11 protein-coding genes are annotated in these 12,167 nt (G+C 58.8%); 6 read left to right on the top strand and 5 right to left on the bottom strand.

The features are described from left to right. Positions 1-194: 194 nt before the first annotated feature. A complete protein-coding gene (locus tag CFter6_RS06820) occupies positions 195-413 on the bottom strand; it encodes a hypothetical protein (protein WP_061539294.1) in 219 nt (72 codons plus the stop codon). Between the two features lie 201 nt (positions 414-614). Continuing rightward, a complete protein-coding gene (gene ugpQ, locus CFter6_RS06815; RefSeq protein ID WP_061539293.1) occupies positions 615-1,403 on the bottom strand; it encodes a glycerophosphodiester phosphodiesterase in 789 nt (262 codons plus the stop codon). Between the two features lie 261 nt (positions 1,404-1,664). Here ugpQ and CFter6_RS06810 point away from each other — a divergent pair, with 261 nt between their 5' ends. The 6 genes from CFter6_RS06810 (at position 1,665) to CFter6_RS06785 (ending at position 7,053) form a co-directional block, all read left to right on the top strand. Further along, entirely contained in the window at positions 1,665-1,949 is a 285-nt protein-coding gene (locus tag CFter6_RS06810) for a 2TM domain-containing protein (RefSeq protein WP_061539292.1), read from the top strand. After that, a complete protein-coding gene (locus CFter6_RS06805; protein WP_061539291.1) occupies positions 1,946-3,049 on the top strand; it encodes a sensor histidine kinase in 1,104 nt (367 codons plus the stop codon). The genes CFter6_RS06810 and CFter6_RS06805 overlap by 4 nt, the downstream gene beginning before the upstream one ends. Next, positions 3,046-3,840: a LytR/AlgR family response regulator transcription factor gene (locus CFter6_RS06800; protein ID WP_061539290.1), complete on the top strand. Its 795-nt coding sequence runs from the start codon at positions 3,046-3,048 to the stop codon at positions 3,838-3,840. The genes CFter6_RS06805 and CFter6_RS06800 overlap by 4 nt, the downstream gene beginning before the upstream one ends. 195 nt (positions 3,841-4,035) lie before the next feature. Continuing rightward, positions 4,036-5,811, top strand: coding sequence for a glutamine--tRNA ligase/YqeY domain fusion protein (locus tag CFter6_RS06795; protein ID WP_061539289.1), 1,776 nt, complete (start codon positions 4,036-4,038; stop codon positions 5,809-5,811). A 147-nt stretch (positions 5,812-5,958) separates the two neighbouring features. Beyond that, positions 5,959-6,450, top strand: coding sequence for a DUF4429 domain-containing protein (locus CFter6_RS06790; protein ID WP_061539288.1), 492 nt, complete (start codon positions 5,959-5,961; stop codon positions 6,448-6,450). A 93-nt stretch (positions 6,451-6,543) separates the two neighbouring features. Beyond that, on the top strand, positions 6,544-7,053 hold the full coding sequence (locus CFter6_RS06785) for a DUF1993 domain-containing protein (protein ID WP_061539287.1): 510 nt from the start codon (positions 6,544-6,546) through the stop codon (positions 7,051-7,053). Between the two features lie 9 nt (positions 7,054-7,062). On the opposite strand, the gene CFter6_RS06780 is transcribed toward CFter6_RS06785, so the two are convergent. The 3 genes from CFter6_RS06780 to betB all read right to left on the bottom strand — a co-directional run bounded on the left by CFter6_RS06780 (position 7,063) and on the right by betB (position 12,160). After that, complete coding sequence (locus CFter6_RS06780; RefSeq protein WP_061539286.1) at positions 7,063-8,685, bottom strand: N-acetylmuramoyl-L-alanine amidase; 1,623 nt, start codon at positions 8,683-8,685, stop codon at positions 7,063-7,065. 260 nt (positions 8,686-8,945) lie between these two features. Further along, positions 8,946-10,619, bottom strand: coding sequence for a choline dehydrogenase (gene betA / locus CFter6_RS06775; protein WP_061539285.1), 1,674 nt, complete (start codon positions 10,617-10,619; stop codon positions 8,946-8,948). A gap of 68 nt (positions 10,620-10,687) precedes the next feature. Then, positions 10,688-12,160: a betaine-aldehyde dehydrogenase gene (gene betB, locus CFter6_RS06770; RefSeq protein WP_061539284.1), complete on the bottom strand. Its 1,473-nt coding sequence runs from the start codon at positions 12,158-12,160 to the stop codon at positions 10,688-10,690. Positions 12,161-12,167 lie beyond the last annotated feature (7 nt).

The following is a 12,167-nucleotide window of genomic DNA, read 5'->3' as shown; positions in this document are numbered from 1 at the left end:
GGAGGAGTACGCCGCTGGGGCAGTTTTGCGTAAGTCCTCTAAGTATGTCCTTTTGCAAACCTTTGATTATACGTGATACCTGCCGGGCTATTCTGCCGCGGCCACATGAAAAAAGCCCGCCAGAATCGCTTCCGGCGGGCTTTTAATGATATGAAGGCGGTATTTGCGCCTGTATCAGTTGTATTGCACGCTATTTAAGCGCCTTTGTTTACCGGTGTAGCTGTGATTTTGTGGCTTTTCTTGTGGTGATGTTTCTTGCCAGCTTTTTTCGCTGGCGCTGCGGCAGCTGCATCAGCGGCCGGTGCGGCTGCTGGTGCGGCAGGAGCAGGTGCGGCTGCAGGAGCGTTTTGCGCCATGACTGGCAGAGCGAAAGCAGCGACAACGATGGCAGCCAGCAATTTATTGATCTTCATTTTGACTTCCTTTCAGTTATTTTAAAAACAAGCAAATTTAGTGCTTATTTGATACTTTGCGAGTGAAATCTACAATCAACCATTCGCCCGGTCACGGAGCACATGGCCTGAAACTCGGTTCCGCACTCTATTAACGCCAGCTTCTGGATTTGGTTGACATGAAGTTACCAACAGTTTTGGGCGGCGGCTGCAAAGCGGTTTTCAGCCTGGCGCACCGGGGAAATCCGCGCCGATCAGGTCGATCCGGTCCGTGCAAAACCCATCCACGCCCCAGCCCAGGATCTCCCTGGCCCGGGTCGGCGTATTCACCGTGTAGCAAAACAAACCGTAGCCGGCCTGGCTGACTGCCTGCGCCTGCATCGGCGACAGGTATTTGTGGTTGGTGTGCAGCGCCACCGCATCCAGTTCCTGCAAGCGTTCTTGCCAGTCATCCTCGATGACGTCTGTCAGGAAGCCGCGCGGTATATCTGGCGCGGCGACTTGCGCGGCGCGCAGGGCGGCAAACGAGAAAGACGATAACAAAGGCAAAGCCGGATCGGCCCAGGCGTCGCGCCCGTGAGCTGCGTGTGCCGCCACCTCGGCGCTGAAGAACTCCTCTGTGACCTGGGCCACCACGCGCCCGGTCTCTATCTCAAACCCTTCGGCCGGCTTGATTTCGACATTCATCCAGATGCCGTTCCGGCGGCAGAATTCGAGCACCTGCCGGTAAGTGCATACCGGCTCGCCGGCAAATTGCGGCCCCAGCCAGCTGCCGGCGTCCATTGCGGTCAGTTCCTCCGCGCTAAAATCGGCAACCTTGCCGACGCCGCGCACGGTGCGTCCGAACACGGCGTCGTGCATCAGCACCGGCACGCCGTCGCGCGCCAGCATGACATCGAATTCCACTGCATGGAAACCATGCTGCAGACCGGAGCGCATGGCAGCCAGGGTGTTTTCGGGCGCCAGGGTGCCGCCGCCGCGATGTGCGACAACTTTTGGATAAGGCCACATAACTCTTCTCTTTCAAGCAAATACGTTGGAATAACGATCAGGCAACCATAAAAGGTACTGGAAGCTGTATTGCCGATCCTGAACTGCCATCTTAAATGATTCGATTTGTTTGGCACACCCCGCCCGGCGATCCTGCCCCGGATTTCGTTCATCGCGCCGCGGACGCCATTCGCGACATCCTGAGCCGGTTTCGTCGCATTTTGCTGTCGGCCGCGGGCCATGGCGTTCAGAATTCATGCATACCTACACAGGAGAACAACGATGAACCACAACACCCTCAGTTATCAGGATGCACAAGACCGGGTTGAACGCAAAATCGGCTTTTTCAGGCACCTGGCGATATACCTGATCGTCAACAGCGGGCTGGCGCTGCTGAATTACCTGCAAAATCCTGGCCACGCATGGGCATTCTGGCCGATCCTAGGCTGGGGAATCGGGTTACTATCACACGCCTTGGCGGTGTTCCTGCACGCTCCGGGCGCGCAATGGAAGCGGCGCATGATAGAACGCGAACTAGACAAACATAACCACAATCCTCCCGCATGAAGCCGACCACCTCATTGCCGCAAAACGACCAGCCGCTCGCCCGGCGCCTGCTGCGCAGCCTGCTCGTCAACATCGGCATCGACGTCATCTGCGCCGTGATAGTCACCTATGTAATGCGCATCAACGATCTCTTCTGGACCAACCTGGTGTTTTCGCTATGCATCGGCATGCTGGCGCTGCTGTTCATCCAGACCGGCCGCTATCTGTTCCAGCGCAAAGCAACGCTGCACAAAGTGCATTTCCTCGCATTCACAATGGTTGCTTCCGGCCTCGCCCTGTTCCTCGGCATCCAGCTGGCCAGCTGGATGCTCGGCCTGGCCGTGGATAATTTTTCCATGTACATGAACCTTGGCGGCCTCGGCCTGGTGATCCTGACAGTGTCGGTCTGCATCGGCGCCACGCTGTTTTTCTGGAATCTCAGCACGCTGGCTGAACTGCGCAACCAGGCAGCTACCGAAAAAGCGCGCTCGGTCGGCATCGAGAAACAGGCACTGCAGGCACAACTGCAGATGCTGCAGGCGCAGATCGAGCCGCATATGCTGTTCAATACGCTGGCTACCCTGCAAAGCCTGATCGCGCTGGATCCGCCGCGGGCGCAGCAGATGCTGGATCAATTGATCCATTTCCTGCGCGCTTCGCTATCCTCGTCGCGCATCGAACAGACCACGCTGGCGCAGGAATTCGCCCTGATGGAAGCCTACCTGGAACTGATGTCGCTGCGCATGGGCAACCGCCTCAGCTTTGACCTGCGGCTGCCGGCGGCCCTGCGCGGCACCGTGATAGCGCCGATGCTGCTGCAGCCGCTGGTGGAGAACGCCATCAAGCATGGACTGGAACCCAAGATCGAAGGCGGCCGGATCGAAGTTGTCGCCAGCCGCCAAGGCCAGCTGCTGCTGCTCGACGTCAGCGACACCGGCCTGGGGCTGACGGCCTGGTCGTCGCTGCAGCAGCCGCCGCCGGCCAGCCATGCCAGCCACATCGGCCTCAGCAATATCCATGAACGCCTGCAGGCGCTGTACGGGGCCCAGGCCAGCCTGACCCTGAAACCCAAGCTGCCGCACGGCGTTGTCGCTCAACTCCAGTTACCCATCCCGCCATGACCAACTCATCCAATTTGCGTGCCCTGATAGCCGAAGACGAACCGATCCTGGCGGCTGCACTGCAGCAAGCCCTGCAGCGCCTGTGGCCGGAGCTGCAGATCATCGCCAGCGTCGACAACGGCCAGGCGGTAGTCGAGCAAACCCTCAGGCAGCGTCCCGACATCCTGTTCCTGGACATCAAGATGCCCGGCAAGACCGGGCTCGAAGCAGCCCAGGAACTGGCCGAGGAATGGCCGGAGAACGAAGCCTTTCCGCTGATCGTGTTTGTCACCGCCTATGACGAATATGCAGTCAGCGCCTTCGAGCAGGCCGCCGCCGATTACGTGCTGAAACCGATCAGCGACGCTCGCCTGGGCAAGACCATCGCCCGCCTGCAGCAACGCCTGCAGCAGAACGGCGACGGCAATGCAGCGCTGGACAACCTGATCGGCCAATTGCGCAATATGCAGCCCAAGGCCAGCGCAGAGCCGCTGACCATGATCCGGGCCGCGGTCGGCAACCAGATCCGCATGATCCCGATCGGCGAGGTCATCTATTTCGAAGCCACCGACAAATACATCAATGTAGTCACTGCCGAGCACGAATCGCTGATACGCACCAGCCTCAAGGAATTGCTGCCGCAGCTCGACAGCCGGCAGTTCTGGCAGGTGCATCGCGGCACCATCGTCAATCACCAGTTCATCCAGCTGGCGACCCGCGACGAAAGCGGAAAGTTGTCGCTGAAGCTGCGCGGCCGCAGCGAAAGCCTGGCGGTCAGCCGCGTATTCGCCCATCTGTTCAGGCAGATGTAACTGACAACGGTCATCCGGGAGGCAGTTTGCGATAGCATTTATGACAACAAATGTCTCTTGCCCGCCTGCCTTTGCCAGCCGCCGGACCGCAGTGCAACAAAATCCCTCCGGCCGCTCCTGCAAAGCGCCACGCTACGGTAAAATGAGTCACACATCCTTATTCAGCAAAGCGCAAAGCGTACATATAGATCCTCCATGAGCAACGATCACACCAACGGCCACACCCCACCTGCACCAGCCTCGTCCAATTTCTTGCGCGGCATCATCGAAACCGACCTGACCGCCGGCGCCTACGCCGAACGCAAGGACAGCCAAGGTCAGCCGTTGCCGCAAGTGGTCACCCGTTTTCCGCCGGAGCCCAACGGCTATCTGCATATCGGCCACGCCAAGTCGATCTGTGTCAACTTCGGTCTGGCGCGCGACTATGCCGGCCGCTGCCACCTGCGTTTCGACGACACCAATCCTGAAAAAGAAGAACAGGAATACGTCGACACCATTATCGACAGCGTGCGCTGGCTGGGTTTCGACTGGACAGACAACACCGGCGAACACCTGTACTTCGCCAGCAACTATTTTGACAAGCTGTATGAAATGGCGGAATACCTGATTACCGCCGGCCTGGCTTACGTCGACAGTCAAAGCGCCGAACAGATGACCGCCAACCGCGGCAATTTCGGCGAAGCAGGCAAGGATTCGCCGTTCCGCAACCGCTCGGCCGAGGAATCGCTGGACCTGTTCCGCCGCATGAAAGCCGGCGAATTCAAGGATGGCGAACATATCGTGCGCGCCAAGATTGACATGGCGTCGCCCAACATGAACCTGCGCGACCCCGCCATCTACCGGATCCGCCATGCCCATCACCATCGTACCGGGGACAAATGGTGCATCTATCCGATGTACGACTACACGCATCCGATTTCCGATGCGCTGGAAAACATTTCGCATTCGATCTGCACCCTGGAATTCCAGGACCACCGCCCGTTCTACGACTGGCTGCTGGAGCACCTGAGCAGCGCCGGTTTCCTGCAAAAACCGGTGCCGCACCAGTTTGAATTCTCGCGCCTCAACGTGACCTACGTGATCACCAGCAAACGCAAGCTGCGCCAGCTGGTGGACGAAGGCATCGTCGACGGCTGGGACGATCCGCGCATGCCCACCCTGGTCGGCATCCGGCGCCGCGGCTTTACACCGGAATCGCTGCAATTGTTCTGCGACCGCACCGGCGTCACCAAGTCCGACGGCTGGATCGACATGAGTTCGCTGGAAGGCGCCCTGCGCGAAGATCTCGATCCCAAGGCGCCACGCGCCAGCGCCGTGCTGCAGCCACTGAAGCTGATCATTGACAATTTTCCCGAAGGCGAAACCGTGGCCTGCCATGCGCCGGTCTATCCGCCTGCGCATCCGGAACACGCCACGGCGTTGCGCCACTTCCCGATCAGCAAGACGCTGTGGATAGAACAGGAAGATTTCATGGAAACGCCGGTCAAAGGCTATTTCCGCCTGTTCCCGCCGATTGCCGACAAGCCGGGCAGCCGGGTGCGCCTGCGCCATGGTTATGTAGTCGAATGCACCGGCTTTGATAAAGATGCGGATGGCAAGGTGACTGCGGTCCATTGCACCTATTTCCCGGACAGCAAGAGCGGCACCGAAGGCAGCGCCAACTACAAGGTTAAAGGTAACATTCACTGGATCAGCGTGGCGCATGCGATCGAGGCCGAAGTACGCCTGTACGACCGCCTGTTCACTGATCCGCATCCGGACGCCGGCGGCAAGGACTTCAAGGCGGCATTGAACCCGGACGCCAAGAAAGTGATCACCGCCTACCTCGAGCCCGGCCTGAAAGATGCCCAGCCGGAGCAGCGCTACCAGTTCGAACGGCACGGCTACTTCATCGCCGACCGGGTTGATTCGCAGCCGGGCAAGCTGGTATTCAACCGGACTGTTACCTTGAAGGACAGCTGGATCAAGTAACAGATTCGGGTAACAGGCCTGGCAGCTGAAGACAAAGACGTCGCACCGTAAATCCGGTCCGGCGTCTTTATCCATTCTGGCCGCGGTGTTACATTATGTGATGCATAGACAACAATAATCATCGTTTGAGACGAACTTGAAACAATCGTGAACCAGAAAGCAGCAGACGTGAACCAGGCAGTCATACAGGTAGAGATGCAGGTGCGCGGCATCAACGGCCAGGTAACCTTGCTCAGCGACCGCGTCCAGATAAAACGCGCCGGCGCCATGGCGCGCCTGACGCAGTCCCGCAATAGTGAAAAAGACATCCCGGTCGCGGCCCTGAGCTCGGTCCGCATCCAGTTGCCTGGCCTGTTGACCAATGGCTATATCCGTTTTTACCTGAGCCATGGCAAACAAAGCGACGACACCCTGATCCGCGCGGCCAGCGACGAAAATACGGTGCTGTTCAACCACAGGCAATTCACTAAATTCGCCAACCTGAAAACCGCGATCGAGAAAAAAATCGCGGCCTCCCAGGCGGTCACCCGTGCGCCCGTGGATTTTGAGCAACTGGACAGGCTGGCGGAGCAGTACAAGCAGGGATTGATTTCGCGTTCGGAATGGATCAGCACCAAGAAAAGACTGCTGGGACTTTAAGGATATGGGACAGTTGCAGCGGACTCCGCATGCAAGCACTATAATCACGCCACCCTTCCCGGACACCAAGCCATCACCAACCAAGGAACACCCATGACAATCTCCATGTACAGCGCCTCGATTCCCGTCTTCAAGCAGATGCTGAGCGCACTCAACGACGTATTGGCAAAAGCCGAAGCGCACGCCGCCGAAAAGAAAATCGATCCCAATGCTTTCCTGCAGGCACGCCTGTTCCCCGACATGTTCCCGCTGCTGCGCCAGGTTCAGATCGCCGCCGATTTCGCCAAGAGCGTGCCGGCCCGCCTGGCCGGCGCCGAAGTACCTTCTTATGAAGACAGCGAACTGACATTCGCCGATCTGCATGCGCGCGTTCAGAAGACGCTGGCATTCATCGACGGCCTGACCGCGGCGCAAATCGACGGCAGCGAAACGCTGGAAATCGTCTTGCGTCCCGGCACGCCGAAAGAAAAGAAGCTGACCGGCCAGACTTACCTGCTGGGTTACGGCCTGCCGCAGTTTTTCTTCCACGTGACCACCGCTTATGACATCCTGCGCCATAACGGCGTGGAAGTCGGCAAGCGCGACTTCATGGGCGCTTATTAAAGGGTCTTTTTAAAGTGTCTTTTGCGGGCGGACGCTGATGCTTGGCCTCTCGTCTGTCCCGCTGTTGCTCCGAATCCCTGGCGGCAGGCAAGTCATATTATGTTCAACCGCGGCGGGGCTGACGCCATCCAGGTCACTCAGACTGGTCTTGAAGCGGAAAGTCGCCGGTGACCACGATATGCCGTTACACATGACTTCATAGACCAGCGGCGTATCCTCCTGGTCCAGATACTCCAGTTCGCCGCCGCTGCAAATCCAGCCGCTCGGGCAGCTCACGACTTCCACTTTCGCTGTCACCGCAAACTGCGGATACCCTTGGTAATGCACCTCGACCGGAATGTAGGTGTTCTGCATGCCGCTCGCATCCGGAATGCGGTCAATCTTGAATGGTTCACAGCCCTTGTCTTCAGCAGTGAGCCGGTAACCTTTTTCTACACCTTTCATCGCCGCCGTCCGAAATACCGGGTCCTTGAGTGCTGCAGCATCGCTGGGATTGGTATGGAAGCCCGCTTCAATGATGACCGAGGGCATGGTTGCCAATCGATTCTCCGCATAATTTCCTCCACTCGCCTTACTCGATACTTTATAATTTTTATACGAATCCTTCGCTTGAATCAGCTCCTTCATGTAACAAAGAATATTGTCAGCCAGTTGCTGATCCTTCACACGTCCTGTCTGGAAAAACGCAGATGCTCCGGAAGCAGCCGCATCATTAGCGGCATTGGTATGCATGTGGAAGAGAGCATTTGCCCCAATGACATTGGCAAATAACGGTCTGCTGCGGATATCTTCATTCCGCTCTCGCAAATTATCAGAAGCATTCGGCAACGAATGCCAAATCTCTGGCCTATCCGGATACATTGCTCGTAAATGATAGCGCGCTCCAACATTACTCCATGGTTGGCTGCTAGGTTCATGCTCATCAGAAGACGTTGAACGCGGGAAGTGGCTCGCAGCTTCGCTACGCCTGCTCAGCCAAAGCGACAGCTCCGTTGCATAATTTGGGGTGAGGAAGTCTTCGACAATGCCATTACTCGGATCACGCTGAGCTCGCCAGTCTTTGAATCCGTAGTGATAATAGATACCATGACCAGATGCCGTCACCACGGTAGCTGCAGCCATTGGCCAGGCGGAAGCCGCACTGACAGTTCTAGCCTGCTTATCTTCCTCAAGTTGCTCAGGAAAATAGTGGTAGACATCTTTGCCCCCATAACGAAATTCCACGTTTCTAACAACGACTATATCTCGTAGCAGTTGATGACATACCGTGCTTAGTTCATGTTCCAGATCTTCCATCTCAGCACCAAATACACGCGGCACATACGTCTCGCTCAAATCAATTACCAGTCCGAGTTGTTGCCTGTTATCACGGACGAATCTGGCGCTGACGGCAACATCCCGCCCTTGCCCCTCGATGCGCCGCTGCGCATTGACAACGCGTTGCAGCTCGCCCGTCAGCTGGGCTTCAAGCTGAGCTTGCCGGGTTTTGTCCAGAGATGCCGGCGCCGCAGCCGCTGTCGAGCCGGACACGGTAATCATCAGGGTCATCAACAGCATCAACTTGACCAGCCATGACCCGGCGTGTCTTGGCACAACTTCACGAATGCTGGTGGGAAAAAATGAAACAAACATGGTCTGCCCTCCTGGAAAATGGATAGGCACCACCGATATCGCAGAGATCGCGGCTGCCCATCGATGTGGGAAGGCCAACTGTAACGCGGCTATTGAGTAGCAGATCTAAGGAATGTAGGAAGCAGGCATGTGCAAAGCACCTATAACAACTGGCGCAACGCAACGATAAGATCCAGGTCGGCACGACGGCTAACCTGGTCTGTAGGAATCAATGGCAAGTGACGGCGGCATCTGCTGGGCCGCCGCAATCGAAACTCGGGTCAGCCCTGCCGCGCAGGCCTGTCGCCAGCGACGTAGTAAGGCACTTCCAGCCGCGGCAGCGGTTGCCGGCCACGGATGCAGTCGGCGATTTTTTCCGCAATCATGATGGTCGGCGCGTTCAGGTTGCCGGTGGTGATCAGCGGCATGATGGAGGCGTCCACTACCCGCAGACCATCCAGGCCGTGCACCCGTCCCTGGTTATCCACTACCGCCATCTCGTCGTAGCCCATGGCGTTGGAACAGGATGGGTGGAAGGCGGTTTCCGCATGCTGGCGCACGAAGGCGTCCAGTTCGGCATCACTCTGCACTTGCACACCCGGGGAGATTTCGCGGCCGGCATAGGCGGACAAGGCTTGCTGGGTGATGATCTCGCGCGTGATACGGATGCCGTTGCGGAATTCCTGCCAGTCCTGTTCGGTCGACATGTAGTTGAACAGAATGCTCGGATGCTGGCGCGGATCTTTCGAGCGCAGGTGGATACGGCCGCGGCTGGGCGAACGCATCGAACCCATGTGGGCCTGGAAGCTGTGTACCTTGATCGGATTGCTGCCGTTATAGTTGATCGCTACCGGCAGGAAGTGATACTGGATGTTCGGCCACTCGAAACTGTCGTCGCTGCGGATGAAACCGCCCGCTTCGAACTGGTTGCTGGCGCCGATGCCGGTTCCCATCAGCAGCCATTCGGCGCCGATTTGCGGCTGGTTCCAAGGTTTCAAGGCCGGCGCCAGCGATACCGGCTGCTTGCATTCGTATTGCTGGTAGATCTCCAGGTGGTCCTGCAGATTGGCGCCGACGCCGGGCAAGTCCAGCACCAGCGGAATGTCGTGCTGGCGCAGCAGCGCAGCCGGGCCGACGCCGGAGCGCTGCAGGATTTGCGGCGAAGCGATTGCGCCGGAGCAGAGCAGCACTTCGCGCCGCGCTTGCGCGGTCTGCGGCTGGTCGTTATGCAGCCAGGCGACGCCGACGGCGCGCTTGCCGGAAAACAGTATGCGATCCGTCAAAGCGTGAGTGACGATGCTCAGGTTAGGCCGTGCCCGCGCCTGGTCCAGGTAGCCGCGCGCAGTGCTGGCGCGCCGTCCCTGCGGCGTGGTGGTGCGGTCCATCGGACCGAAACCTTCCTGCTGGTAGCCGTTGAGGTCGTCGGTGCGCGGATAACCGGCTTGCACGCCGGCTTCCACCATCGCATGGTAGAGCACGTTGTTGCCGCTCTTCGGCGTGGTCACACTGACCGGGCCATCGCCGCCGTGGTAGTCGTTGCCGCCGATGTCGCGCGTTTCGGCTTTCTTGAAGTAAGGCAGGCAATCCAGGTAAGACCAGTTTTCCAGCCCTTCCCGTTTGGCCCAATGATCGTAATCCAGCGCATTGCCGCGGATGTAGCACATGCCGTTGATCAGCGACGAACCGCCCAGCCCTTTGCCGCGGCCGCATTCCATGCGGCGGTTGTTCATGTGCGGTTCGGGATCGGTTTCATAAGCCCAGTTGTAACGCCGCCCCTGCAGCGGAAACGCCAGCGCCGCCGGCATCTGGGTGCGGAAATCGAAGCGGTAGTCGGGGCCGCCGGCTTCCAGCAGCAGCACCGTGGTGTCGGCGTCTTCCGTCAGGCGGGTGGCCAGCACATTGCCAGCCGAACCGGCGCCGATGATGATGTAATCGTATTCTTTTGCTTGTTGCATGATGCTCCTTGCTTGCCGCTGCCGCTCACGCGGCAGGGTGCGGTATCGTGATAAGACGCGACGTTTTCTTAAAACACCGAGGTATAGGCGCCCAGTTCCACTTGAATCGATTTGATGCGGGTGTAATGTTCCAGCGTGGTCAAGCCGTTTTCGCGGCCGACGCCGGATTGCTTGTAGCCGCCAACCGGCATTTCCGCCGCCGATTCGCCCCAGGTGTTGATCCAGCAGATGCCGGCTTCCAGCTGATGGATGACGCGATGCGCGCGGCTCAGGTTTTCCGTCATCAAGCCGGCCGCCAGGCCGTATTCGGTATCGTTGGCGCGGCGGATCACTTCATCTTCTTCTTCAAAGCCGAGGATGCACATGACCGGGCCGAAGATTTCTTCGCGCACGATCTTCATGTCGTCACGGCAATCGGTGAACACGGTCGGCTGCACGAACGCGCCTTGGGCAAAAGCGCCGTTGATTTCTCGCTTGCCGCCGGCCAGCAGGCGTGCGCCCTGGGAGATGCCGGATTCGATGTAGGACAGCACACTGTCCATGTGCGGGAAGCTGACCAGCGGGCCGAAGTTGGTATTGGCGTCGAGCGGCATGCCGAGGCGGATGCGCGCCACCCGCTCCAGCACCTTGGCTTCGAACGCCTGCTTGATCGAGCTGTGCACGAAGACGCGGGTACCGTTAGTGCAGACCTGGCCGGAGCTGTAGAAATTGGCCATGACGGCGACGTCGGCGGCGCGTTCCAGGTCGGCGTCGGCAAACACGATCAGCGGCGACTTGCCACCCAGTTCCATGGTCACTTCCTTCAGGGTGGAACTGGAAGCGCTCGCCATCACCTTCTTGCCGGTGGCAGTGCCGCCGGTGAAGGAGATTTTTTCGATGCCGGGGTGCTCGGTCAGCCAGGTACCGACTTCGCGGCCGCTGCCGGTGAGGACATTGAAGACGCCATCAGGCAAGCCTGCTTCGGCGTAGATTTCAGCCAGCTTGAGCGTGCTCAGCGGCGTCACTTCGCTCGGCTTGAAAATCATGGCATTGCCTGCCGCCAGCGCCGGCGCCGATTTCCACAGGGCGATCTGGATCGGATAATTCCAGGCGCCGATGCCGGCCACCACGCCCAATGGTTCGCGGCGGGTGTAGACGAATGAACTTTCGCGCAACGGGATTTGCGTGCCCTCAATCGACGGCACCAGGCCGGCATAGTATTCGAGGACGTCGGCGCCGGTGACGATGTCGACTGCACGGGTTTCCGACAAGGCCTTGCCGGTGTCCAGGGTTTCCAGTTCAGCCAGTTCGTCATTGCGTTCACGCAGGATGGCTACCGCGCGGCGCAGCACGCGCGAGCGCTGCATCGCAGTTTGCGCAGCCCAGATGCGCTGGCCCTGCCTGGCGCTGGCAACGGCGCGGTCGACGTCTTCCTTGGTGGCGCGTTGGACTTCGGCCAGCACTTCGCCATTGGCGGGATTGATGGTCTGGAAGGTATCGCTGCCGCTGGCGTCGACACGGCGGCCGCCGATGTAAAGTTGTTGTTGCTTGAAAACAGGCATGCAAATT

Source organism: Collimonas fungivorans (assembly GCF_001584145.1).
Lineage (GTDB): Bacteria > Pseudomonadota > Gammaproteobacteria > Burkholderiales > Burkholderiaceae_D > Collimonas > Collimonas fungivorans.
Note: the sequence above shows the minus strand (reverse complement) of the source record. Positions and strands in the feature narration are given on the sequence as shown.

What these genes read in the sequence shown, in the direction of transcription:
- CFter6_RS06780 (WP_061539286.1), bottom strand. Translation starts at nt 8,685, where the DNA reads ATGTTTGTTTCATTTTTTCCCACCAGCATTCGTGAAGTTGTGCCAAGA.
- ugpQ (WP_061539293.1), bottom strand. Translation starts at nt 1,403, where the DNA reads ATGTGGCCTTATCCAAAAGTTGTCGCACATCGCGGCGGCGGCACCCTG.
- betA (WP_061539285.1), bottom strand. Translation starts at nt 10,619, where the DNA reads ATGCAACAAGCAAAAGAATACGATTACATCATCATCGGCGCCGGTTCG.
- betB (WP_061539284.1), bottom strand. Translation starts at nt 12,160, where the DNA reads ATGCCTGTTTTCAAGCAACAACAACTTTACATCGGCGGCCGCCGTGTC.
- CFter6_RS06800 (WP_061539290.1), top strand. Translation starts at nt 3,046, where the DNA reads ATGACCAACTCATCCAATTTGCGTGCCCTGATAGCCGAAGACGAACCG.
- CFter6_RS06820 (WP_061539294.1), bottom strand. Translation starts at nt 413, where the DNA reads ATGAAGATCAATAAATTGCTGGCTGCCATCGTTGTCGCTGCTTTCGCT.
- CFter6_RS06785 (WP_061539287.1), top strand. Translation starts at nt 6,544, where the DNA reads ATGACAATCTCCATGTACAGCGCCTCGATTCCCGTCTTCAAGCAGATG.
- CFter6_RS06805 (WP_061539291.1), top strand. Translation starts at nt 1,946, where the DNA reads ATGAAGCCGACCACCTCATTGCCGCAAAACGACCAGCCGCTCGCCCGG.
- CFter6_RS06795 (WP_061539289.1), top strand. Translation starts at nt 4,036, where the DNA reads ATGAGCAACGATCACACCAACGGCCACACCCCACCTGCACCAGCCTCG.
- CFter6_RS06810 (WP_061539292.1), top strand. Translation starts at nt 1,665, where the DNA reads ATGAACCACAACACCCTCAGTTATCAGGATGCACAAGACCGGGTTGAA.